At 64.3% G+C, this 21,850-nt stretch carries 18 protein-coding genes; 15 read left to right on the forward strand and 3 right to left on the reverse strand.

Going from position 1 to position 21,850, the window contains the following annotated elements; translation table 11 throughout:
- Nucleotides 1–36: 36 nt before the first annotated feature.
- The 13 genes from ACYVNQ_RS20310 to ACYVNQ_RS20370 all read left to right on the forward strand — a co-directional run bounded on the left by ACYVNQ_RS20310 (nucleotide 37) and on the right by ACYVNQ_RS20370 (nucleotide 15,509).
- A complete protein-coding gene (locus tag ACYVNQ_RS20310) occupies nucleotides 37–1,056 on the forward strand; it encodes an ABC transporter permease (protein WP_460904362.1) in 1,020 nt (339 codons plus the stop codon).
- A gap of 5 nt (nucleotides 1,057–1,061) precedes the next feature.
- Nucleotides 1,062–1,937 carry an ABC transporter permease gene (locus tag ACYVNQ_RS20315; protein WP_460904363.1) on the forward strand — a complete coding sequence of 292 codons (876 nt, stop codon included), beginning with the start codon at nucleotides 1,062–1,064 and terminating at the stop codon, nucleotides 1,935–1,937.
- Nucleotides 1,934–4,042: a dipeptide ABC transporter ATP-binding protein gene (locus ACYVNQ_RS20320; protein ID WP_460904364.1), complete on the forward strand. Its 2,109-nt coding sequence runs from the start codon at nucleotides 1,934–1,936 to the stop codon at nucleotides 4,040–4,042. Before ACYVNQ_RS20315 ends, ACYVNQ_RS20320 begins: the two co-directional genes overlap by 4 nt.
- Nucleotides 4,039–5,469: a dihydropyrimidinase gene (hydA, locus tag ACYVNQ_RS20325; RefSeq protein WP_460904365.1), complete on the forward strand. Its 1,431-nt coding sequence runs from the start codon at nucleotides 4,039–4,041 to the stop codon at nucleotides 5,467–5,469. The genes ACYVNQ_RS20320 and hydA overlap by 4 nt, the downstream gene beginning before the upstream one ends.
- Before the next feature lie 8 nt (nucleotides 5,470–5,477).
- On the forward strand, nucleotides 5,478–6,227 hold the full coding sequence (locus ACYVNQ_RS20330; RefSeq protein ID WP_460904366.1) for an SDR family NAD(P)-dependent oxidoreductase: 750 nt from the start codon (nucleotides 5,478–5,480) through the stop codon (nucleotides 6,225–6,227).
- 64 nt (nucleotides 6,228–6,291) lie between these two features.
- Nucleotides 6,292–7,317, forward strand: a complete 1,026-nt coding sequence (locus ACYVNQ_RS20335) for an NAD-dependent epimerase/dehydratase family protein (RefSeq protein ID WP_460904367.1) — start codon at nucleotides 6,292–6,294, stop codon at nucleotides 7,315–7,317.
- Nucleotides 7,318–7,334: 17 nt separating this feature from the next.
- Nucleotides 7,335–8,270, forward strand: a complete 936-nt coding sequence (locus tag ACYVNQ_RS20340) for a polysaccharide deacetylase family protein (protein WP_460904368.1) — start codon at nucleotides 7,335–7,337, stop codon at nucleotides 8,268–8,270.
- Nucleotides 8,173–9,966 (forward strand): thiamine pyrophosphate-requiring protein, encoded by a 1,794-nt coding sequence (locus ACYVNQ_RS20345; RefSeq protein WP_460904369.1) that lies wholly within the window; start codon nucleotides 8,173–8,175, stop codon nucleotides 9,964–9,966. Before ACYVNQ_RS20340 ends, ACYVNQ_RS20345 begins: the two co-directional genes overlap by 98 nt.
- Nucleotides 9,967–9,991: 25 nt before the next feature.
- Complete coding sequence (locus ACYVNQ_RS20350; RefSeq protein ID WP_460904370.1) at nucleotides 9,992–11,341, forward strand: dihydroorotase; 1,350 nt, start codon at nucleotides 9,992–9,994, stop codon at nucleotides 11,339–11,341.
- Nucleotides 11,328–12,101 carry an SDR family NAD(P)-dependent oxidoreductase gene (locus tag ACYVNQ_RS20355; protein WP_460904371.1) on the forward strand — a complete coding sequence of 258 codons (774 nt, stop codon included), beginning with the start codon at nucleotides 11,328–11,330 and terminating at the stop codon, nucleotides 12,099–12,101. The genes ACYVNQ_RS20350 and ACYVNQ_RS20355 overlap by 14 nt, the downstream gene beginning before the upstream one ends.
- A gap of 57 nt (nucleotides 12,102–12,158) precedes the next feature.
- The gene (locus ACYVNQ_RS20360) at nucleotides 12,159–13,130 is read left to right on the forward strand and encodes a LysR family transcriptional regulator (RefSeq protein WP_460904372.1); all 972 of its coding nucleotides are present in this window, start codon (nucleotides 12,159–12,161) and stop codon (nucleotides 13,128–13,130) included.
- A 146-nt stretch (nucleotides 13,131–13,276) separates the two neighbouring features.
- The gene (locus ACYVNQ_RS20365; RefSeq protein WP_460904374.1) at nucleotides 13,277–14,062 is read left to right on the forward strand and encodes an SDR family oxidoreductase; all 786 of its coding nucleotides are present in this window, start codon (nucleotides 13,277–13,279) and stop codon (nucleotides 14,060–14,062) included.
- Between the two features lie 283 nt (nucleotides 14,063–14,345).
- Complete coding sequence (locus ACYVNQ_RS20370) at nucleotides 14,346–15,509, forward strand: porin (protein ID WP_460904375.1); 1,164 nt, start codon at nucleotides 14,346–14,348, stop codon at nucleotides 15,507–15,509.
- A gap of 55 nt (nucleotides 15,510–15,564) precedes the next feature.
- Here the strand turns inward: ACYVNQ_RS20370 and ACYVNQ_RS20375 are convergent, their stop codons facing one another.
- Nucleotides 15,565–16,359 carry a TSUP family transporter gene (locus tag ACYVNQ_RS20375; protein WP_460904376.1) on the reverse strand — a complete coding sequence of 265 codons (795 nt, stop codon included), beginning with the start codon at nucleotides 16,357–16,359 and terminating at the stop codon, nucleotides 15,565–15,567.
- 583 nt (nucleotides 16,360–16,942) lie between these two features.
- Between ACYVNQ_RS20375 and ACYVNQ_RS20380 the strand changes: the two genes are divergently transcribed.
- Nucleotides 16,943–17,617: a type 1 glutamine amidotransferase domain-containing protein gene (locus tag ACYVNQ_RS20380; RefSeq protein WP_460904377.1), complete on the forward strand. Its 675-nt coding sequence runs from the start codon at nucleotides 16,943–16,945 to the stop codon at nucleotides 17,615–17,617.
- A 116-nt stretch (nucleotides 17,618–17,733) separates the two neighbouring features.
- The gene (locus ACYVNQ_RS20385) at nucleotides 17,734–18,675 is read left to right on the forward strand and encodes a DMT family transporter (RefSeq protein ID WP_460904379.1); all 942 of its coding nucleotides are present in this window, start codon (nucleotides 17,734–17,736) and stop codon (nucleotides 18,673–18,675) included.
- A gap of 200 nt (nucleotides 18,676–18,875) precedes the next feature.
- Here ACYVNQ_RS20385 and ACYVNQ_RS20390 read toward each other — a convergent pair whose 3' ends face one another.
- A complete protein-coding gene (locus ACYVNQ_RS20390) occupies nucleotides 18,876–21,092 on the reverse strand; it encodes a xanthine dehydrogenase family protein molybdopterin-binding subunit (RefSeq protein ID WP_460904380.1) in 2,217 nt (738 codons plus the stop codon).
- A gap of 3 nt (nucleotides 21,093–21,095) precedes the next feature.
- Nucleotides 21,096–21,557 carry a (2Fe-2S)-binding protein gene (locus ACYVNQ_RS20395; RefSeq protein ID WP_460904381.1) on the reverse strand — a complete coding sequence of 154 codons (462 nt, stop codon included), beginning with the start codon at nucleotides 21,555–21,557 and terminating at the stop codon, nucleotides 21,096–21,098.
- Between the last annotated feature and the right edge of the window lie 293 nt (nucleotides 21,558–21,850).

Consider the following 21,850-nt stretch of genomic DNA (forward strand, 5'->3'; position numbering starts at 1 on the left):
TTCCCTCGAAGTCTTGCATCTCCGGAGGCAGCAAGGATGGCTTCCTTTCTCACCAAACGCCTGGTCCTGATGATCGTGACGATGCTTGCGGCATCGTTTGTGGTGTTTGCGGTGTCCGAGTTCACGCCGGGCAGCGTCGCACGTCGCACGCTCGGGCCCTACGCGACGCAGCAGCAGGTCGATCTGCTGGCGCAGCGCATGCATGCGAACGACCCGCTGCTGACGCGCTACGGACATTGGCTCGGCGTGCTGGTCGGCGTACAGCCCGATCCGCTCGAAGACCCCGCCAACGGCCTGAATTTCAGCGACCCGCGCGGCTCGCAATACTTCGGCAATTTCGGCTATTCGACGCTCTACAAATTGCCCGTGAACGACGTGATGTGGCCGCGCCTCGGCCACACCGCGATTCTCGCCGGCATTGCGTTTGCGTTGATCGTGCCGCTGTCGATGCTGTTCGGCATCCTGTCGGGGCTGAAAGAAGGCGGCGCGCTCGACCGGATACTCTCGGTGGTCTGCATCACCTTCACGTCGATTCCGGAGTTTGCCTCCGGGGTGTTTCTGGTCACGCTGTTCGTGATCCTGTGGCCGCTGTTTCCGGGCACCAGTCCGCTCGACAGCAGCGAAGGCGGCCACTGGTCGATCGCTTCGCAGATGGTGCTGCCGGTTGCCGTGCTGGTGCTGTACGACTTCGGCTATGTCGCGCGCATGATCCGCGTGTCGATGATCGGCGTGATGGAAAAGCCGTATATCCGCACCGCGATCCTGAAGGGTCTGAGCCCACGCCAGGTGGTGCTCGGCCACGCGCTGCGCAACGCGATGATCGCGCCGTTCACCGTGCTGCTGCTGCAGCTGAATTATCTGATCGGCGGCGTGGTGGTCACCGAGATGGTGTTTGCGTATCCGGGCTTCGGCCGCATGTTGCTCGACGCGAGCATGTTCGGCGATATCGCGACGCTCGAAGCCGCCACGCTCATCACCGTGTTCGTCGCGGTCGTCACGCAGTTTCTCGGCGACCTCGGCTACATGCTGCTCAACCCCCGCATCCGCGTGAGGTGAAATCCATGTCGACTGTCGACCCCAATGTCGTGCCGCTCGCGGTACGCACCTCCGCCGCGCCACGCCGCGCGTGGACCCGGCTGTTCCGTTCGCGCACAGCTGTGGTCGGCCTTGCGCTGATCGTGTTCTGGATCGTGCTGGCCGTGCTCGCGCCGATTCTGCCGTTGCCTTCGCCGACCGCGCAGGACGCGATGGCAATGGCCGATCCCACGCCCTCGGCCGTGCACTGGCTCGGCACCGACATCCTTGGCCGCGACATTCTCGCGCGGCTGATCTTCGGCGCGCGTACCGTGCTGCTCGTCGCGCCGTTATCGGTAGCCGTCGCGATGCTGGCCGGCATCACGCTCGGCATGCTGGCCGGCTACTTCGGCGGCTGGGTCGAAGCGCTGGTCGATCGCTTTTCGGACCTCGTGCTCGCATTCCCGGTGCTGGTGCTGTACGTGATCCTGATCGCGAACGTCGGCGCTTCGGTGGTCAACATCGTGATCGCCACCACCATTGCATCGGCGCCGGGTATCGGCCGCATCGTGCGTGGCCTCGTGCTCGATCTGAAGCAGCAGGAATATGTGGCGGCCGCGCGGCTGCGCGCAGAAAGCACGCTGTACATCATGGCGTACGAACTGCTGCCGAACTGTCGTGGTCCGCTGCTGGTGGATGCGTGCCTGCGCATCGGCTACACGATCATCACGATCGGTGTGCTCGGTTTTCTCGGGCTCGGGCTACCGCCGCCGAATCCCGACTGGGGCGGCATGGTGCGCGAGACCACGACGGTCATCAACGTATGGCCGCTGATGTCGATCGCACCGTCGGTCGCGATCGTCAGCCTCGTGCTCGGGTTCAATCTGCTTGCCGACGGCATGCGGGAGGCGTGGAAGCCATGAACGCAATCATCGAAAGTGGCCTGCTGGGAAGGCCTGCTGCGCAACAGGCGCAGGGCGTCGCGCCGCTGCTGGACATTCGCGACCTGCGCATCGAATACCGCGGCCGCGACGAATCGGTCGTCGCGGTGCCGGGTGTGTCGCTGCAAATCGCGCCGGGCGAGAGCTATGGCCTCGTCGGCGAATCGGGTTGCGGCAAGACCACTACCGCGATGGCGGTGATGGGCTATCTGGGCGGCACCGGCCGCGTGACCGGCGGCAGCATCCGCTTCGAAGGCGAGGAGCTGGTCGGCGCGAGCGCCGCACAGTTGCGCGGAATTCGCGGCCGCCGCGTGGCGATGGTCTATCAGGAGCCGATGAGCGCGCTGAACCCGGTGAAGACAATCGGTGCGCAACTCGCTGAAGTGCCGCGCCGGCATCTGAACGCATCGCGTACAGAAGCGCGCGAAATGTGCGCGACGATGCTCGAAAACGTGCGGCTGCCCGATCCGCTCGCGATGCTCAAGCGTTATCCGCATCAGTTGTCGGGCGGCCAGCAGCAGCGTGTGGTGATCGCGATGGCGCTGCTCGCGCGGCCCGCATTGCTGTTGCTCGATGAACCGACCACCGGGCTCGACGTAACGGTCGAAGCGGCGATCCTCGATCTGATCGCGGATCTGCGCAAGCAGTACGGCACAAGCCTGCTGTACATCTCGCACAACCTCGGCCTGATTGCGAGCGCATGCGACCGCGTCGGCATCATGTATTCGGGCGAGATGATCGAAGAGGCCGATACGGCTACGCTATTCAATGCGCCGCGTCATCCGTACACGCAAGGGCTGCTCGGCTGCATCCCGGCGATCGGCAGCGCAAAGGGCACGCGCGCACTCGCGCCGATTCCCGGCCATCTGCCGCTGCCTCACGAGCGTCCGCAAGGTTGCTGGTTCGGGCCGCGCTGCGCGCATTTTCGCGCCGAGACTTGCGGCACCCATTCGATCGCGCTGCTGCAGGCCGATGCGCAAACGCATCACGTACGCTGCGCGCGCTGGCAGGACATCGAAGGTGGACGTGCTGACACTGCCGGCGACGTAACGCAGGCAGTTGCATCGCAAGCGGCGCTGGTAATCGACTCGGTGTCGAAGCAATACGTGCTCGGCGGCTCGAAGCGTGTCGTGCAAGCCAACGAGCAAGTGTCGTTCGAAGTTGGCAAGGGCGAGATCGTCGGGCTGGTCGGCGAATCGGGCTGCGGCAAGTCGAGCCTCGCGCGCATGCTGGTGGGCCTCGAAGCGGCGACCTCGGGCTCGATCCGCTTCGATGGCACCGAGCTCGCGCAGATGCCCGCGAAGAAGCGCGCACGCGACATGCTGAAGTCGATCCAGATGGTGTTCCAGAATCCGGACAGCACGCTCAATCCGTCGCATGCGGTGGCTTCGCCGATCCGTCGTGCGCTGAAGAAATTCGGCGGCTACAAGGACCGCGCGCAGATCGAACAGCGTCTGCAGGAATTGCTGCAACTGGTGCGCCTGCCTGCCGAAGTCGCGCAGCGGCGGCCGGCGCAGTTGTCCGGCGGCCAGAAGCAGCGCATCGCAATTGCGCGCGCCTTCGCGACCGATCCTTCGCTGATCGTCGCCGACGAACCGGTTTCCGCGCTCGACGTATCGGTGCAGGCCGCCATCGTCACGCTGCTGCTGTCGATCCAGAAAGAGCAGCAAAGCACGCTGCTGTTTATCAGCCACGATCTGGCGCTGGTGCGGCACGTCGCGGACCACGTGGTCGTGATGTATCTGGGCCGTGTGATGGAGAAAGGCCGCGCCGAGGAAATCTTCGCGCCGCCGTATCACCCCTATACGGAAGCGTTGTTGTCGGCGGTGCATAGCCCGGATGCGTCGGTGAAGCAGGAACGCGTGCGACTGACCGGCGAAACGCCGAGCCCGATCAACGTGCCGCCGGGCTGCCGCTTTGCATCGCGCTGTCATCGCAAGCTCGGCGACATCTGCGATACCGTCGTGCCGCAGGTGCGCGAGGTGTCGCCGACTCATCAGATTGCCTGCCATATCAGCCTCGACGAACTGCGCAAGGTGCGGCCGGTGTTCCACTCAGTTCAGACGACGGGAGCACGCAGCGAATGAACGACCTGCCATTCGATCTGGTCGTGCGCGGCGGTACGGTGGTGCTGCCCGATGGCCCCGCGCAAATCGACATCGGCGTGCGCGACGGACGCATCGTGGCGCTGGCGGCCAACTTGCCGCGCGGCCGCGCAGAGCTGTCCGCGCACGAACGCATCGTGCTGCCGGGCGGCGTCGATGCGCATTGCCATATGGACCAGCAGCCATGGGAAGGCAAGGCCACCGCCGACGATTTCCGCAGCGGCACGCTATCGGCATTGTGCGGCGGTACCACCACGGTGATTCCGTTCGCGATGCAAATGCGCGGCCAGTCGCTTGCCGACGTGGTGGCCGATTATCACGAGCGCGCGCGGCCGAAGGCGCATATCGACTACACGTTTCACCTGATCGTCGGCGATCCGACGCCGCAGCTGCTGAACGAAGAGCTGCCGCGTCTGATTTCCGAAGGCTGCACGTCGGTGAAGATCTATCTGACCTACGAAGGCCTGAAGCTCGACGACTACGAAGTGCTCGAAGTGCTGAACGTCGCGCGTCGCGAAGGCGCATTGACGATGGTGCATGCGGAGAACGACGCATGCATCCGCTGGCTGACCGAGCACTTCCTGAAGGCGCGCAAAACGCATTTGCGCTACCACGTGCTCGCGCATCCGGCGATCGGCGACCGCGAAGCGACGTTTCGCGCGATCAGTCTTGCCGAAGTGATCGAGACGCCGATCCTGATCTGCCACGTCTCTGCGGCTGGTGCGACCGAGGAAATCCGGCGCGCGAAGCGACGCGGTTTGCCGGTCTACGCGGAAACCTGTCCGCAGTATCTGTTCCTTTCCGCGGAAGATATCGATACGCCCGATCTGACCGGCGCGATGTGCGTGTGCACACCGCCGCCGCGGCCGCGCGAAAACCAGCCCGAGATGTGGCGTGGTTTGCTCGACGGCACGCTCGAAGTGTTCTCGTCGGATCACTCGCCGTGGCACTACACGGACAAGATCGCGGAAGGGCCGGATACGCCGTTCACGCGCATTCCGAATGGCGTGCCGGGCATCGAGACGCGTTTGCCGCTGCTGTTTTCCGCGGCGGTGAACGGCGGGCGCATGTCGCTGGTGCAGTTCGCCGAGTTGACCTCGACGACGCCGGCGCGTCTTTATGGCCTCTATCCGCAGAAGGGTGCGATTTCGATTGGCGCCGATGCCGATCTCGCGCTGTGGGACGCACAACGTGAAGTGACGATCACCAACGCAATGCTGCATCACGCGACCGATCACACGCCATACGAAGGCATGACCGTGCGCGGCTGGCCTGTCACGACCGTATCGCGCGGCGAGATCGTCTGGCACGAAGGCGAAGTGCGTTCGACGCCGGGTCGCGGGCGCTTTATCGCAGCCGCGCGGCCATTTCCCCAGCAAAGCGGCTTGCCGCCGGTACTCGAAGCATGAACGCGCCGATGATGCGGCTTGACGGCAAGGTCGTGCTGATCAGCGGCGCGGCGAGCGATATCGGCGTGGCAATGGCGGCACGTTGTATCGCGGAAGGCGCACGTGTGGTGTGCGCTGATCTGGATCTCGCTGCCGCAGAGCGCACCGCGCAGCAACTTGGCGATGCGGCATGCGCAGTGCGATGCGACGTCGCTGATGTGGAAGTTGCGCGCGCAACGGTCGAATTCGTACGGGCGCGTTTCGGAAGGCTCGACGGCTACGTGCACAACGCGGCGGCGCCGTGGCACGAAGGTTCAGTGGAGGACCTGGCGCCTGAACACTGGCGCATGGAAGTCGACGTGTCGCTGACCGGTGCTTTCCTGATGTGCAAGTTCGCTGTGCCACTGATGCGCGCAAGCGGCGGCGGCTCGATCGTGTTGATCGCGTCGCAGTTTGGCCATGTCGCCGCGGCGCGCTCGGTGGCGTATTGCGCGGCGAAGGCGGGGCTGATTCATCTGGCGCGCGTGATGGCGGCCGACCATGCGGATGCACACATTCGCGCGAACAGCTTGTCGCCGGGCGCGGTGCGCACCGGCCGGCTGTTGCGCTCGTGGCCGTCGCTCGATGCGGCGGACGCGGCACTTGGGCCTGCACATTTGCTCAACCGTATCGGCCGCCCCGATGAAATCGCGGCAAGCACCGCGTTTCTGCTTAGCGACGATGCGTCGTTCGTCACCGGCACGGATCTGCTGGTCGATGGCGGCTATGTAGCCAGGTGAGTAGCCAGATGAGCGGCACGATGCACGAAAGCAGCTTGAATTCACCGTTTTTCAGGAACTCCCGATGACCTTATTGATTACCGGCGGAACCGGCTTTGCAATGAGCGTGGTGGCGCGTGAATGGCTCGAACGCGAGCCGCAGGCACGCGCAGTGATTCTCGACCGCGCCGGCCTCGACGCCGCCGCGCGTGCATGGTTCGAACCGGTGCGCGAGCGCCTGACGGTTATCGAAGGCGATGTGCGCGATCCGGCTGGCTGGTCCGCCGAACTGGATCGGCTTGGCATTACCGCGGTTGTGCACGGCGCGACTGTCACGCCGATCGCACGCGGCAGCGCCGAAGAAGAAGCACAAGTTCATCCGGAAGCACTGATGCCGGCGAAGATCGTCGACGTCAACCTGATGGGCACCGTGCAATTGCTCGAATGGGCACGGCAGTGCGACAGCGTGCGGCGTTTTATCTACGTGAGTTCGGGCTCGGTGTATCGCCATCATGGCCCGGACTGGTCGCGCGAGCCGTTGCCAGAAGACGGTTACGTCGCGCCGCTGACGCTATACGGCATCTCCAAGTTTGCCGCCGAAATGGTGGTGAACCGCTATGCCGATCTGTTCAATCTGTCGGCGGTATCGGTGCGGTTGTCGTCGATTTACGGCCCGATGGACCGCGCCACCGAGAGCCGCAACTTCCGCCACGTGCCGCACCGCGTCGCGCGCATGGCGCTCGACGGCGACGTGATCCGGCCGAACAGTCTCGCACCTGTCGGCGATTATCTGCATTCCGTCGATGCGGCGCGTGCCATTCTCGCGCTGGTCGATGCGCCGCAACTGCGCTATCGCCACTACAACGTCGCAAGCGGCGAGACCGTGAGCATCGGCGACATCATCGGCTGGGCTGCGCAAAAGAAGCCGCACCTGCGCTACGAAGTGTGCGACGCCGCGCACGCGAACGTCGTGCAAGACCCGCATCTGGCCACCGGCATGTGGGGCGCCTACGACATCGCACGGATCGAGCGCGATACCGGCTGGCGCCCGCGCGCCGGTAGCGTTGCATTTCACGACTACATGGACTGGCTGGCGGCCGGCCGCATCTGACCTTTCTGCACACACTCATGACCGATATCAGCGAGACCCAGGGCCCCGCGCGGGATTTCATCGGCTACGGCCGTACGCCGCCATTCGTTACGTGGCCTGGCGGCGCGAAGGTGGCGATCAACCTCGTGCTCGTCTACGAGGAAGGCTCCGAATATTCGTGGCTTGAAGACGGCCATAACGATAACTGGGGTGAGTACAACCTGCCGGCGAGTGCGCCGGTGCGTGATCTCGGCACCGAAACGCATTTCGAATACGGCAGCCGCGCGGGGGTATGGCGTCTTGCCCGGTTGTTCGACCGCTATAAGGTGCCGGTTACCGTGTCCGCCTGTGCAGTCGCGCTGCAGCGCAATCCTGACGTAGCCGCATGGATGAACGAACGCGGCCACGATCTGCTCGGCCACGGGCTGCGTTGGACCGACTATCCGCAGATGAGCCGCGCGGAAGAGCGCCGGCAACTGCACGCAGCCATCGAGCTGTATCAGCAAGTGCTCGGCACGCGTCCAGTCGGCTGGAACTGCCGCTCGTTTCCGAGCGTGAATACGCGCGAGCTGATTATCGAAGAGGGCGGCTTCCTGTACTACTCCGACCCGTGTAACGACGACATTCCGTATTCGGTCGCGCACGACGGCGGCGAACTGCTGGTGGTGCCGTATTCGAAAACGCTCAACGACAGCCGCTATCTGATCGCACCGGGCTATTCGAACCCGCGCGATTTCGCGGCGGACTGCTGCGCGGCGATCGACTACGTGATCGGCGAAGCCGACGAAGCCGGCGGCAAGATGCTGACGATCGCCGCTCATGCGCGCTGGAGCGGCCAGCCGAATCGGGCGTCGGGTTTGCGCGACGTGCTCGACCATGTACAGCGCTCGAACGGCGCCGCGGCCTTTATGCGCCGCGAAGATATCGCGCGGCATTGGCTCGCGCAGCAAGCAACCTTTCGCAAGGGAATCTGAGCTAGTGCACGCCGATCCTGTCGTCAAATATGAGGAGCGCACCATGACGGGTGCGCAGACCGTTGCGTCAATCCTGAAACAGCAGGGCATGAAGCACATCATCGGGTTTCCGAGCAGCGAGTTGTTCGACGCTTCCGCGGAACTCGACGTGCCGCCGGTGATCGCCCGTACCCAGCGGGTCGCCGTGAATCTCGCCGAGGGGTACGCGCGCAGCGCCGCACCCGACGATCTGACTGTGGTGACCGTGCAATACGGGCCGGGCGCGGAGAGCGCGTTCGGCGGTATTGCGCAGGCGTATAACGACCGCGCGCCGATCCTGTTTCTGCCGACCGGCTATCCGCGCGGTTCGGAAGCGGTGGCGCCGAACTTCGAAGCGCGCCGCAATTTTCAGCACGTGACCAAGTGGTGCGAATCGGTCAGCCGTATCGAGGATTTGCCGCAGTTGCTGCACAGCGCGATATCGCGTGTGCGCAATGGTCCGCCTGCGCCGGTGCTGCTCGAACTGCCGGTGGATCTGCTCGGCGAATCGCACGTGCCTGGCTTGCAGCGCTTTCACGAGGTACGCCGTTCGCAACCGCAAGCCGATGCACGCGAAATCGACGAGATCGTCGAGACGCTGCTGGCTGCCGAGCATCCGGTGATTCTCGCGGGCCAGGGCGTGCTCAATGCGCGTGCGTCGCGCGAACTGACCGAGTTCGCGGAACTGGTCAACATCCCGGTGATGACCACGCCCAACGCGAAGAGCGCGTTCTCCGAGCGTCATCCATTTGCGCTGGGTACCGCGGGCCGTTCGCGGCCGGCTAGCGTGGACCGCTTCATCGAGAAGGCCGACGTGATTCTCGCGCTCGGCACCAGTCTCACGCGCTCGTACTACATTCTGCCGATCCCCGCCGGCAAGACGGTGCTGCAAGTGAGCATCGATGAAGGCGACCTCGGCAAGGACTACCCGATTCGCCTTGGCGTAATCGGCGATTGCCGCGCGGTGCTGCGCCAGATGCTGGCACGGGTGCGCGAAGAGCCGGTCGCGATGGCGCGCCGCGCGCCGCTGCGCGATGGCCTCGTCAGCGAGATCGCGATGGTGCGGCAGGCGTTTCTCGAACGCTGGATGCCGCTGCTCAATGCCAATACCGCGCCGATTTCGCCGTATCGCGTGGTGTGGGAAATGATGCAGACGCTCGAGCGCGAACACACGATCGTTACGCATGATGCCGGCAATCCACGCGATCAGTTCAGCCCGTTCTACGACGTCACGCAGCCAGGCGGCTACCTCGGCTGGGGCAAGACCACGCAGCTCGGCAGCAGCCTCGGATTTGCGCTCGGCGCGAAGCTGGCGCGGCCCGATGCGACGGTGGTCGCGATGATGGGCGAGGCCGCGTTCGGCATGGTCGGTATCGACTTCGAAACGGCGGTGCGCTGCGATCTGCCGATTCTCGCGGTGGTGATGCGCAATCACGTGCTTGGCGGCTACGCGGCCAGCATGCCGCTTGCCACCGCGAAATACAGTGCGAACCGCATGTCGGGCGAATACGCGCCGATTGCGCGCGCGCTCGGCGGTCACGGCGAATGCGTGGAAGACCCGGCGCAATTGCGTGCGGCCTTGCAACGCTGCGTCGCAACGGTGCAGGGCGGCCGCGCGGCGCTGCTCGAAGTCGTTACGCACGAGGAAGGGCGGCTGGCCGGTTTGAGCCAGGTGTAGGCGCGTTATTCACGGGAGAACGTCAGTGTTCGATCTGTTGCTGCGTGGCGCGACGGTTGTGAACGCAACCGGTATGCTGCGCGCCGATCTCGGTGTGAGCGGCGGCCGTGTGGCGGCGCTGCTTGCGCCGCAAACCGAAGCCGCCGCGCGTGTCGAGCGCCGCGTCGACGGTTGTTTTCTGCTGCCGGGGCTGGTTGATGCGCACGTGCATTTGCGTGAGCCGGGCCTTACACATAAGGAAGATTTCGTATCCGGCACGCGTGCGGCGGCCGCGGGTGGCGTGACCACGCTGCTCGATATGCCCACCGACGAGCCGTGGACCGACAGTGCGGACACGCTCGCGGACAAGATTCAACTGGCAGCCGGGCGTCTGCATGTGGACGTCGGTTTTCAGATTGCGTTGCGGCGCGCGGTGCAGCACGCTGAACTGGCGGCGATGCGGGCGCTCGGGACGGTGTCGTGCGAAGTGTTCACCGCCGACGTGCCGGGCGACTACCTGCATGCGCAACAAAGCGAACTGGTGTGCGCGCTACGCATGCTGCGCGAGTTCGACGTGCTGGCTGGGGTGTCGCCGGGCGATCAGTCGCTGCTCGATGCGGCACCCGCTGGCCGCGACGTAGCGGCTTTTGTCGCGAGCCGGCCGCCGCTTGCGGAGGCGAGCGGAATTGCGCGTGCGGTGCTGGCTGCAGCCGAAACCGGAGCGCGCGTGCATGTGCGGCAGACCAACTCCGCGCTTGGCATCGCAACGTGGCGGCGCATGCGCGATCTGGCCGACGTCAGCATCGAAACCACGCCGCAATGCCTGCTGTTCACCGCCGACGATTACGCGCGGCACGGCGCGAATCTGAAGGCCTCGCCACCGATGCGTGCGGAACACGATCGCGTTGCGCTGCTTGCCGCGCTGCGCGACGGGCTGATCGATATCGTCGCGACCGATCACGCGCCGCACACGAAGGCTGAGAAAGCCGCGTCATACGAACGATTTGCGGATGTGCCGGGCGGCATGCCGGGCGTGCAGACGCTGCTCGCGACGATGCTGCATTTCGTCGAGACCGGCGATATCGATTTGCCCGCCCTGGTGCGCATGTGTGCGGCCAATCCGGCGCAGCGTTTTGGTCTCGGCGCCAGTAAAGGCGCGCTCGCACCTGGGTGCGATGCGGACATTCTGGTGCTGGACCCGGCGCAGTACACGTCGCTTACCGACGCCGGGCAGCTCTCGCGCGCAGCGTACACGCCGTTCGCCGGCATGCAGGTGCGCGGCAGGCTGACCGAAGTGTATTTGCGCGGCGAACCTGTGCATAGGGATCAACAACCGTCGGCAGCATTCCCGCCGACCGGCAAGGTTATCGGAGATTTTGCAGATGGGCATGCTTGACGACAAGGTGGCGGTGGTAACCGGCGCGAGTTCGGGTCTTGGCCGTGCGATCGCGCTGCGTTACGCAGCAGAAGGCGCGCGCGTCGCGTTGGCCGACGTGCGCGACGAGCCAGTCGAAGGCGGCGCGACGACGCTTGCATTGATCGAAGCGGCCGGCGGCGACGCGTTCTTTCTTGACACCGATGTCGGCCAATGGTCCGACATCGACCGGTTGATTGGCGCCACGGTCGAACGCTTCGGCCGTCTCGACGTGATGGTCAACAACGCCGCGACCTATACCAGCACGAATCTGCTCGAATCGACCGAAGCGCAGTGGGAGCGTGTGCTGCGCGTGAATCTGACCGGCATGTTCTTTGGCTGCAAGCGCGCGGTGCAACAGATGCTGACGCAAGAACCCAGCGACGAAGTGCGCGGGCGCATCGTCAATATTTCGTCGCAGCATGGCATGGTCGCGTCGCCCGGCGATGTGCCGTACGGCGTCAGCAAAGGCGGCACCGTGCAGCTGACGCGACAGATCGCGGTCGATCATGCGCCGGACCTGATCGTCTGCAATGCGGTTGCGCCGGGCAAGATCATCACCGGCAAGCCGGGTGCCGCCAACGATCCGCATGCGCTCGATTATTCACGCCGGCGCACGCCGTGGCCGCGTCTGGGCCGTCCGGAAGATGTGGCGGGCGCCGCGCTGTTTCTCGGCAGTGGCCTCGCGAGTTACGTCACCGGCATCAACCTGATGGTCGATGGTGGCTGGATGGCCGGCTAGCCGTCTGCGTTTTTCCTTTATCCGCTCTTTGTTGCGAGTCTCTGCTGCGAGTTCGTCATGAACCAACTGTCTGCCATGCGCATGTTCGCGAAGGTCGCCGAATCGCTGAGCTTTGCGAGCGCCGCGAAGGATCTGCACGTGTCCACCGCGATGGTGACGCGCGGAGTCGCGACGCTTGAAGCGCATTTGAATCTGCAGTTGCTGAACCGCACCACGCGCAAAGTCTTGTTGACCGATGCCGGGCTCGAATACTGGCAAGGCTGCAAGGAAGTGCTGGCGCAACTCGATGCGCTCGAGGCGAGCGTGTGCTCGGCCACGCGTGAATCGGCCGGCTCGCTGAAAGTGGCGGCGCATGAATCGTTCGCGGCGGCAGGACTGAGCACGGTGATCGCGCAATACCGCGCCGAAGAGCCGCGCGTGAGCTTCGAGCTGACGGTGTTCGAATCGACTCAGGAGCTGGCGGTGCACAACTACGACGTGTGCTTTGCGGCCGAGCGGCGGCTGCGCGATTCGACGCTGGTGTGCCGGCCGCTTGCGCAATTGCCCGACGTGATCGTGGCGTCGCCCGACTATCTCGCACGGCGCGGTGCACCGCGCGTGCCGACCGATCTGTCGGATCACGATGTGCTGGTGTGTTCCGACGTGACGGTGCGTTCGTGGGAGTTCTGCGATGCATACGGCTCGCACCGTGTGCCGCTGCGGCCGATTCTCTGTTCGTCGAGCCTCGTCGCGCTGATCCAGGCGGCCCAGGCGGGCATCGGCATCGCGCGGCTGCCCCATGCGCTGGTCGATGCGCAATTGCGCGACGGTTCGCTGGTGCCGCTGTTGCAGTCGTGCGAACTCGAGAACAGCGAACGCACATTGTGGATGCTTTATTCGGGGCATCGCTATATGACGCCGCGCGTGCGGCGCTTTGTCGATTTCGCTGCGGCCTGTTGCCGGCGCGACAGACCGCTGGTGCGTGGCGTGCCGCTCAAACCGGTTGCCTATGCGCAGCAGGTGGCGCATGCGGATGTCGGTAGCGCCTGAAGCGGCGCAGCGCTTCAGGCAGCGCTCGAAGTCGCGACATCACTCGTTTTGGTGCGGTGCGCGGGCTGCAGTGCATTGACATTGCAGCCGCGCATGCACTTCTATCAACCTATCCGGCGCAAGGCCGGCAACTCAGGACAGAATCGATGGATCTAGGCATAGCCAATAAGACCGCGCTCGTGATGGGCGCAGGTGGGGGACTGGGGCGGGCAATCGCGTTGGCGCTCGCGCGCGAGGGCTGCAACGTGGCGCTTGCGGATATCGATGCCGGTGCGCTGGAAAGCACGCAGGCCGCGTTGCGCGACACCGGTGCGAAGACGCTCGCGCTGCAATGGGATCTCGGCGACCTGTCCGTGATCGACGCGCGCATCGCCGAGATCGAACAGCATCTGGGCGGCATTGACATCCTTGTCAACAATACCGGCGGACCGCCGCCGACGCCCGCATCCGGCCAGCCTGCCGAGTTGTGGGAGAAGCATTTCCGCAGCATGGTGCTGTCGGTGATCGCGGTGACCGACCGCGTGTTGCCCGGCATGAAAGAACGACGCTGGGGGCGTGTGGTGACGAGCGCTTCGTCGGGCGTGGTTGCACCGATTCCAGGCCTTGCGATTTCGAACGCACTGCGCATGTCGCTGGTCGGCTGGTCGAAGACGCTGGCGCGCGAAGTAGGCCGCGACGGCATTACCGCGAACGTCGTCGTGCCGGGACGCATCGGCACGGACCGCATCCGCTTTCTCGATGAAGCGAAGGCAAAGCGCGAAGGGCGAAGTGTCGAATCCGTCTCGACGGAAAGCACAGCGGCCATTGCCGTGGGCCGTTATGGCGAACCGTCGGAGTACGCGAGCGCAGTAGCGTTTCTCGCTAGCGCCGCTGCTTCGTATGTGACGGGCTCGGTGATGCGCATCGATGGCGGACTGATCGCCTCTGTCTAGGCCGTGAGCTTGCGTGGGCTGTGTTTGCCTTACAGGCGGACACAGCATATCGATCAGCATTCCTTGTCGAGGGATGTGTGCGCGTACGTCGAATGACGTGTTCTGGTTGTGTGAATCGTGGGTCGCAAACAACGGATTTCGATCAATTCTGTATTTCAGATTTGCGGAATTTAGTTGCCTTTAGCATTTGCCCGACCTGATGCGCTGGGCAATCTTTTAAAGGCGCTTCAACACCGATTAGCAAATCTTTAAACGACAGGGGTAGATCGATATGAAACACAACATGAAGCGGAACATGAAGCACGCGCTGTTTGTGCTGGGTACCGCCGGTGCGGCGGCAGCACCGCTTGGCGCATTGGCACAAAGCACGGTGACGCTGTACGGCTCCATCGACGAAGGCATCCAGTACACCAGCAACGTGAAGGGCAAGCACAACATCGAGCTCGAGTCCGGCCAGGATTCAGGAGACCGTTGGGGCTTGAAGGGCGCCGAAGATCTCGGCGGCGGCCTGAAGGCGGTGTTCCAGATCGAGAACGGTTTTAATCTGAACAACGGCAGTCTGAACAACGGTGGCCGCATCTTCGGGCGCCAGGCTTATGTGGGTGTGCAATCCACCACGTTCGGCACGCTGACGGTCGGCCGTCAATACGATCCGCTGGTCGATATGCTCGGGCCGCTTACCGCCAACGGCAACTGGGCGGGCAGCCTGCTGTCGCATGTGTACGACAACGACAATACCGATAACTCGATTCGCGTCAGCAACTCGGTGAAATTCGCCAGCAACAAGTACGCGGGCTTCTCGTTTGAAGGCATGTATGCGTTCAGCAACCAGGCTGGCGCGTTCTCCAACAATCGGCTCTATGGTCTGGCCGCGCAATACGAAACCGGCCCGCTGACGCTGGTCGGCGCCTACCTGCAGGTGAACGGCAACGCGACTGGCAATCCGGGCGGCGCGGTGTCGTCGGCGGACACCGACTTCTCGGCGGCGCGCAACCAGATCTACGGCGCGGGCATCAACTTCCAGGTGACGCAGGCCGCGATCGTCGGCTTCATCTATACGCACACATATCTGCGCGACGTGACGGGCAGCGAGTATTTCGGCAATCTGGCCAACCCAGCCAGCGCGCTGAAATTCGACAACTTCGAAGTGAATGCCAAGTATCAGTTCACGTCGAACTTTTACGCGGGCCTGATGTACACGTACACGCTGTCGCATTTCGAGAGCGCAGCGGGCAATTCACGGCCGCATTGGGGGCAAATTGGCGCGATGGTCGACTACAACCTGACCAAGCGCACCGATATCTATATGCAGGTAGCCTGGCAACATGCGTCGCATGGCGACCCGGTCGCAGCGCCTCTGAATCAGGCGACGCTGGTGGGCAGCGATGCACCGTCGTCGAGCCCGAACCAGTCGGCGGTGCTGGTGTCGTTCCGGCATCTGTTCTGATCGGACGCGGCCGGACGTGAGCGGCGTCCGGCTACCGCGCGTGGCGGGTGTGTCGTTACAGCACCCCTGATTTCCAGATCATCTGCGCCGCGGCGGTCAGCACGCAGACCAGCACCACGACACGAAACGCGAGCGGATGCAGTTTGTCGCGCAACGGCCGCATCAACCACATGCCGGCGATGGCCGGGATGCTAGCCGCGGCCGAGATCAGCAGGTCGACGCCGTTGGCACGCGCGCCGCCGCTGAAGGTCGTGACCAGCGTCACGATCGACACCACCAGAATGATCGCGATCTGTTTGGTGAACGCGCGGCCCGTCGCGCCCGATGCGATCAGATACATCGCGAGCAGCGGCCCCGGCACCGACGCGATGCTCTCCATCAACGCGGCGCCGAAGCCGAGCCCGAAGCCCACCGGTTTGACGAGGCGCGGCGCGAGCGTCAGCTTCGGTGTGGCCAGCATCAGCACCGCGGCCGCGATCAGCATCGCGCCGGAGATCGCCAGCGCATGATGTGGCTCGAGCGCGATCAGCACCGATACGCCGACCACGTTGCCGATCACCGTGCCCACCAGTGGCGCGGCGATCTTCCTGACTGTCTGCAGCACTTCGCCGCCTTCCAGCGCCTGCGGAATATTGCCGAGGATGATCGGCATCGACAGCAGCAGCACTGCATCCTTGACCGGCAGGAAGTGCGTCAGGATCGGCATCGCGACGAGCGGCACGCCGATACCGGTGATGCCTTTTACCATGCCGCCCAGCACCAGCGCGATCGCGATGCCCAGCAGCGCAAGCGTACCGAGCGCTTGCAGGTGGGGATAAAGAAGCCCCGCCGAAACGTGAAAATCGAACATGTGTGGTGATGGCGTGTGGACCGGCCGCAGCGTCGATCCGTGTTTTAGCGCGATGGCGTAGGGCCGCCGCTATGGGTTGCGCTGCCGATGTGTGCGGCGGGCCTGCATGATAGCGCACCCGCGCGGGCACGTTTTTCGAGCCCTTTAGACGTGCCTTTCATTGATGCGGCTTCGTCCGTGGCGCACCGGCGGCGTGTCCACATAGTGCACGCACACCGGTTGCGCAAGCGGAAAAACAGCTTTGACACAGTGCCGGCCGCATCTGCGTGAACGGCGCAGAGGGCTGCCGCTGCGCGCTGTGGACGGTCTAAGCGGGCTTTGTCGGAACTTTACAAAATTCTTTGCGGCAGCAAAAAAGCCTGCCTATGATAAATCGCAGGTCCGGCCGCGCCGGATCGTTTCGCGACAGCCCGCACAGTTTGCACTGCCGGCAATACCGCACAGAGCTTCGCACGCGCGGCAGTTCGTCGAGCCTTGCTTTGTCTTTCGCATTGCGCGTAGCCACTACGTGGCGCACCCTGGGGCGTTGATCAACTCGGAACGGGTGAGATTGGAGCCCGTTTTCCAACTGTGGAGCAACACTGTGAAGATACTGATGGTAGTGACGTCGCACGACCAACTGGGCAACACCGGCAGGAAAACCGGCTTCTGGCTGGAAGAGTTTGCCGCGCCGTATTTCACATTCCTCGATGCGGGCGCGCAGATCACGGTGGCTTCGCCAAAAGGCGGCCAGCCGCCGCTCGATCCGAAAAGCGATACTCCCGAAGGGCAAACCGATCTGACCCGGCGCTTCAAGGCGGACCCCGCCGCGCAGGCCGTGCTTGTCAGTACTGTCAAACTAAACGATATGAAGGCCGACAATTTCGATGCGGTGTTCTATCCGGGTGGCCACGGGCCGATGTGGGATCTGGCCGAAGACAAGCATTCGGCCGCGCTGATCGAGGCGTTCTACAAGTCGGGCAAGCCGGTGGCGATGGTATGTCATGCGCCGGGCGCGCTGCGTCATGTGAAGATCGACGGCGAACCGCTCGTGAAAGGCAAGCACGTCACCGGCTTCACCAATACGGAAGAAGAGGCCGTGCAGCTGGCCAAGGTAGTGCCGTTTCTGGTCGAAGACGAATTGAAGCGGCTTGGCGGGCTGTTCGAGAAAGCCGCCGACTGGCAAAGCTTCACGCTGACCGACGGTTTGCTGGTGACGGGGCAGAACCCCGCTTCGTCGGAGGCGGGGGCAAAACGGCTGCTGGCGTTGCTGCAATGACGTAGTGTCAGCGCGCTTCGTTTGAGCCATCCTTGATGCATGGCACACCACAGATTCGACCCGCCGCGCGGAATCGATGACAATAGCGTTTTGCGAAAGTCACCGGTGGGTCGAGGATGAGAAAATCTGTCGATGGCGCGGCAGCGGCAATCATGGTGTTGCTGTGCTTCATATGGGGTTTGCAGCAGGTCGCGATCAAAGCCGCTGCGGCCGACATCGCGCCGATGCTGCAGGTCGCGCTGCGCTCCGGCGTGGCTGCGCTGCTGGTGTGGCTGTTCAATCGCGTCGTCGTGCGCGACCGCTGGCTGCCCGGCGTCGCGTGGCGCGCCGGCGTGCCGGTGGGTTTTCTGTTCGCGCTCGAATTCCTCTTTATTGCCGAAGGGCTGCGCTGGACCAATGCTTCGCATATGTCGGTGCTGTTGTACACCGCACCGATGTTTGCCGCGATCGGCCTGCATGTGCGCCTGCCCGATGAACGGCTCAATGCGCTGCAATGGGCCGGCATTGCGGTCGCCTTTGCCGGTATCGCAATCAGCTTTGTCGGGCCGACGCTCGCGCCGGGCGCACGCGTTGCTTCGGCGAGCGCGCCGAACTGGCTGCTGGGCGATTTTCTGTCGTTATGCGGCGGCGCTGCATGGGGCTTTACGACGGTCGCGGTGCGCGTCAGCCGCCTGAGCGAGGCGCCGCCGACGCAGACGCTGTTCTATCAGCTGGCCGGCGGTTTTGTCGTGCTGTTGCCGGTTGCGTGGCTGACCGGCCAGACGCAGTTCCACAGCAGCGCATTCGCGTTGGGCAGTCTCGCGTTTCAGACCCTGGTGGTGTCGTTCGCCAGTTATCTGACGTGGTTCTGGCTATTGCGCCGCTATTTTGCCGCGCGCCTGGGTGTGTTGTCGTTTATGACGCCGTTGTTCGGCGTAGCGCTGGGTGTCGTGCTGTTGCACGAGCAGGTCGATGCGATGTTCGGGATCGGTGCGGCGCTGGTGCTGGTGGGGCTCGTGATCGTCAACGCGCAGGGGTTGCTGCGCCAGGTGTTCTCACGCGGCTCAGCGAGCGCGTAGCCGCAAAACTGCGTGAATCGTTCAAATTGCACGCGGTGCCGTAGTCCGCGTGCATGCGCAGCATTTCATCGCGCACGCACGCGGCAATCAGTAGCCGCAGTCAACGATGCGACTGCATCGATTTGCGTGCATGCGCAGCGGACCGTTTGCATCGAGCCTTAAGTCCCGATCCGCTGCGCACAGCACTATGCGATTGCCTGTCAGGCCGTCTTGTCCGCCGCGAACGGCAGCGAATACGACCGCTTGCCGGTTGCGGCGAAAATCGCATTGGCCACGGCCGGCCCGATCGGTGCGACACCCGGCTCGCCGATGCCGGTGGGCGCTGCGCTGGACTGCACGATATGCACTTCGACCTTCGGCATTTCGTTCATCCGCAGCACCTGGTACGTATCGAAGTTGTTCTGTTCGACGCGCCCGTCCTTCAGCGTGATCGTGCCATGCAGCGCGGCGCCGAGACCATAACCGATACCGCCTTCGATCTGCGCGGCGATCACATCCGGATTGATCGCCGTGCCGCAGTCCACCGCGCACACCACGCGGTCGACCTTGACCTTGCCATCCTTGTCGACCGTTACCTCGGCCACTTGCGCGACCAGGGTGTGGAACGCCTCCGCGACAGCGATGCCACGGCCCTTGCCCGGCGGCAGCGGCGCGTTGCTCCAGCCAGCCTTGCTGGCGGCCAGATCGAGCACCGCACGCATGCGCGGCTGTTGCGCGAGCAGGTTGTGCCGGAACATGTACGGATCTTGCCCGGCCGCGTGCGCCGCTTCGTCGATGAAGGCTTCGACTGCGTACGCGGTGTGCGAGCTGCCGACCACGCGCCACCACAACACCGGCACGCCGGTGCGGGTGGTCGACAGTTCGACCGACAGGTTCGGAATCGCGTACGCGATATTCGCGGCGCCTTCCACCGAAGTCGAATCGATGCCGTTCTTCGCGAGGCCCGAGAATGGTGTATCCGCGACGATCGACTGGCCGACGATGCGGTGCTTCCAGCCCACCAGCTGGCCGTCTTTAGTCAGGCCGGCTTCGAGTTTGTGGAAGTAGATCGGGCGATACAGGCCGCCGTGGATGTCGCATTCGCGCGTCCATTGCAGCTTGACTGGCGTACCGTTGGCGCCGAGCGCCTTGGCGACCGACACCGCCTCGACGATATAGTCCGAGCCCGGATTCGCACGCCGGCCAAAGCTGCCGCCCGCGTACAGCGTATGGATGCTGACCTGCTGCGGCTCGAGCCCCGCGGTGCGTGCGGCGTTGGCCTGGTCGATGGTCTGGAACTGGTCGCCGGTCCAGATTTCGCAACGCTCGGCGGTAAGCTTGACGACCGCGTCGAGCGGTTCCATCGGCGCATGCGCGAGGTACGGGAATTCATAGCTCGCGGAGATCTTGTGCGCGGCGCCGGCAATCGCCTTGTCCGCATCGCCTTCGGTGCGCGCCGGCAGGCCGGGTTGATCGGCAAGCTTGCGGTACTCGGCGAGGATGTCTTCCGAGCTGCGCTTTTCTGCGTGCGTATCGTCCCATTCCACCTTCAGCGCATCGCGGCCCTGCTTGGCGGCCCAGAAGCTCTTGCCGACCACAGCGACGCCGCGCGGCACCTGCACCACGTCGACCACACCGGGCACTGCCTTGGCAGCCGTTGCGTCGAACGATTTGACGGTGCCGCCGAACTGCGGCGGGCGCTGCAGGATCGCGACCAGCATGCCGGGGAACGTCACGTCGATGGTGAACTGCGCGGTGCCGTTGGTTTTCGGCGGCACGTCGACGCGCGGCACGTGGGTGCCGATCAGCTTGAAGTTTTTCGGGTCTTTCAGCGTGACCTGGTCCGGCACCGGCAGCGTGGATGCCTTCGCGACCAGCGAGCCGTAGCTGGCCTTGCGGCCGCTTGCGTCGTGATAGACGAAGCCGCGCTCGGTGCGCAGCGATTCGACCGGCACTTGCCATTGCTGTGCGGCTGCCGTGACCAGCATCGCGCGGCCCTTCGCGCCGGCATCGCGCAGCTGCGGCCACGAATTGGCCATCGCCGAGCTGCCGCCGGTGCCCTGGATCTTGCCGAATGCGAGGTTCGCGTAACGCGTTGCATCGGCGGGCGCGCTTTCGACCCGCACGTGCGCCCAGTCCGCATCGAGCTCTTCGGCGACCACCGTCGCGATGCCCGTGTACGCGCCCTGGCCCATTTCGACGTGTTTGGCGATCACGGTCACGCTGTCGTCGGCGCCGATGCGCAGGAACGCATTCGGTACGAAGTCGCCGGCGCGGGCGCCGGTGCCGCTGCCCGCTGCCGCCTCGGCGGCCATCGCGCGTTGCGCCGGTGCGCCCCATTCGAAGCCGATGGTGAGTGCGAGCGCCGCGGCCGTGCCGACGCCTTTCAGAAACGAGCGCCGCGCCGGACGCTCGATTGCCACGATATCTGTCGTCATGGTTCAGGCCTTCAGCGTGTCGGCGGCGCTATGGATCGCAGCGCGAATACGCGTATAGGTCGCACAGCGGCAGATGTTGCCGCTCATTGCGGTGTCGATGTCGGCGTCGCTTGGCGACGGATTTTGCGTGAGCAGCGCGGTGGCTGACATCACCTGCCCGGACTGGCAGTAGCCGCACTGCGGTACTTGCAGCTTGACCCAGGCCTCTTGAATTGCGTGTGCCTGTTTGCTTTGCAGGCCTTCGATCGTGGTGATGTGACGGCCGGCTACGGCTGAGAGCGGCATCATGCACGAGCGGATCGGTTGGCCTTCGAGGTGCACCGTGCAGGCGCCGCATTGCGCCATGCCGCAGCCGAACTTGGTGCCGTGCAGGCCGGCGACTTCGCGGATTGCCCATAGCAGCGGCATGTTGGGATCGGCGTCCAGGGTGGTGGACTGGCCGTTCAGGATCAGAGTGGTGGACATCGACTACTCCGTGGAGAGAGGAGGTTATGGTTGTTCTGTCGCGCGTATCGCGCATGCGGCGCGGGGTTGCGCTGCGGCCGGCAGGTCCGACCTGTGTGCCGCGCGATGCGCGGTGGCGCGCGAGAGATTGCCGACCGTTGATGCGCCCGGCAGCGAGGCAGGGCGCAGTGGCGGCAACGTGTCAGAGTGTCGCTGAAAGTGACGTTGAACGTTTGTTTGAAACTCTGGAAGTTTTGCCTAATTATGTTTGCTTAGGCGATATGCATGGCTAAGCTGACGGCGCGCTTGCTGTC

This window comes from Paraburkholderia jirisanensis (genome assembly GCF_054782355.1).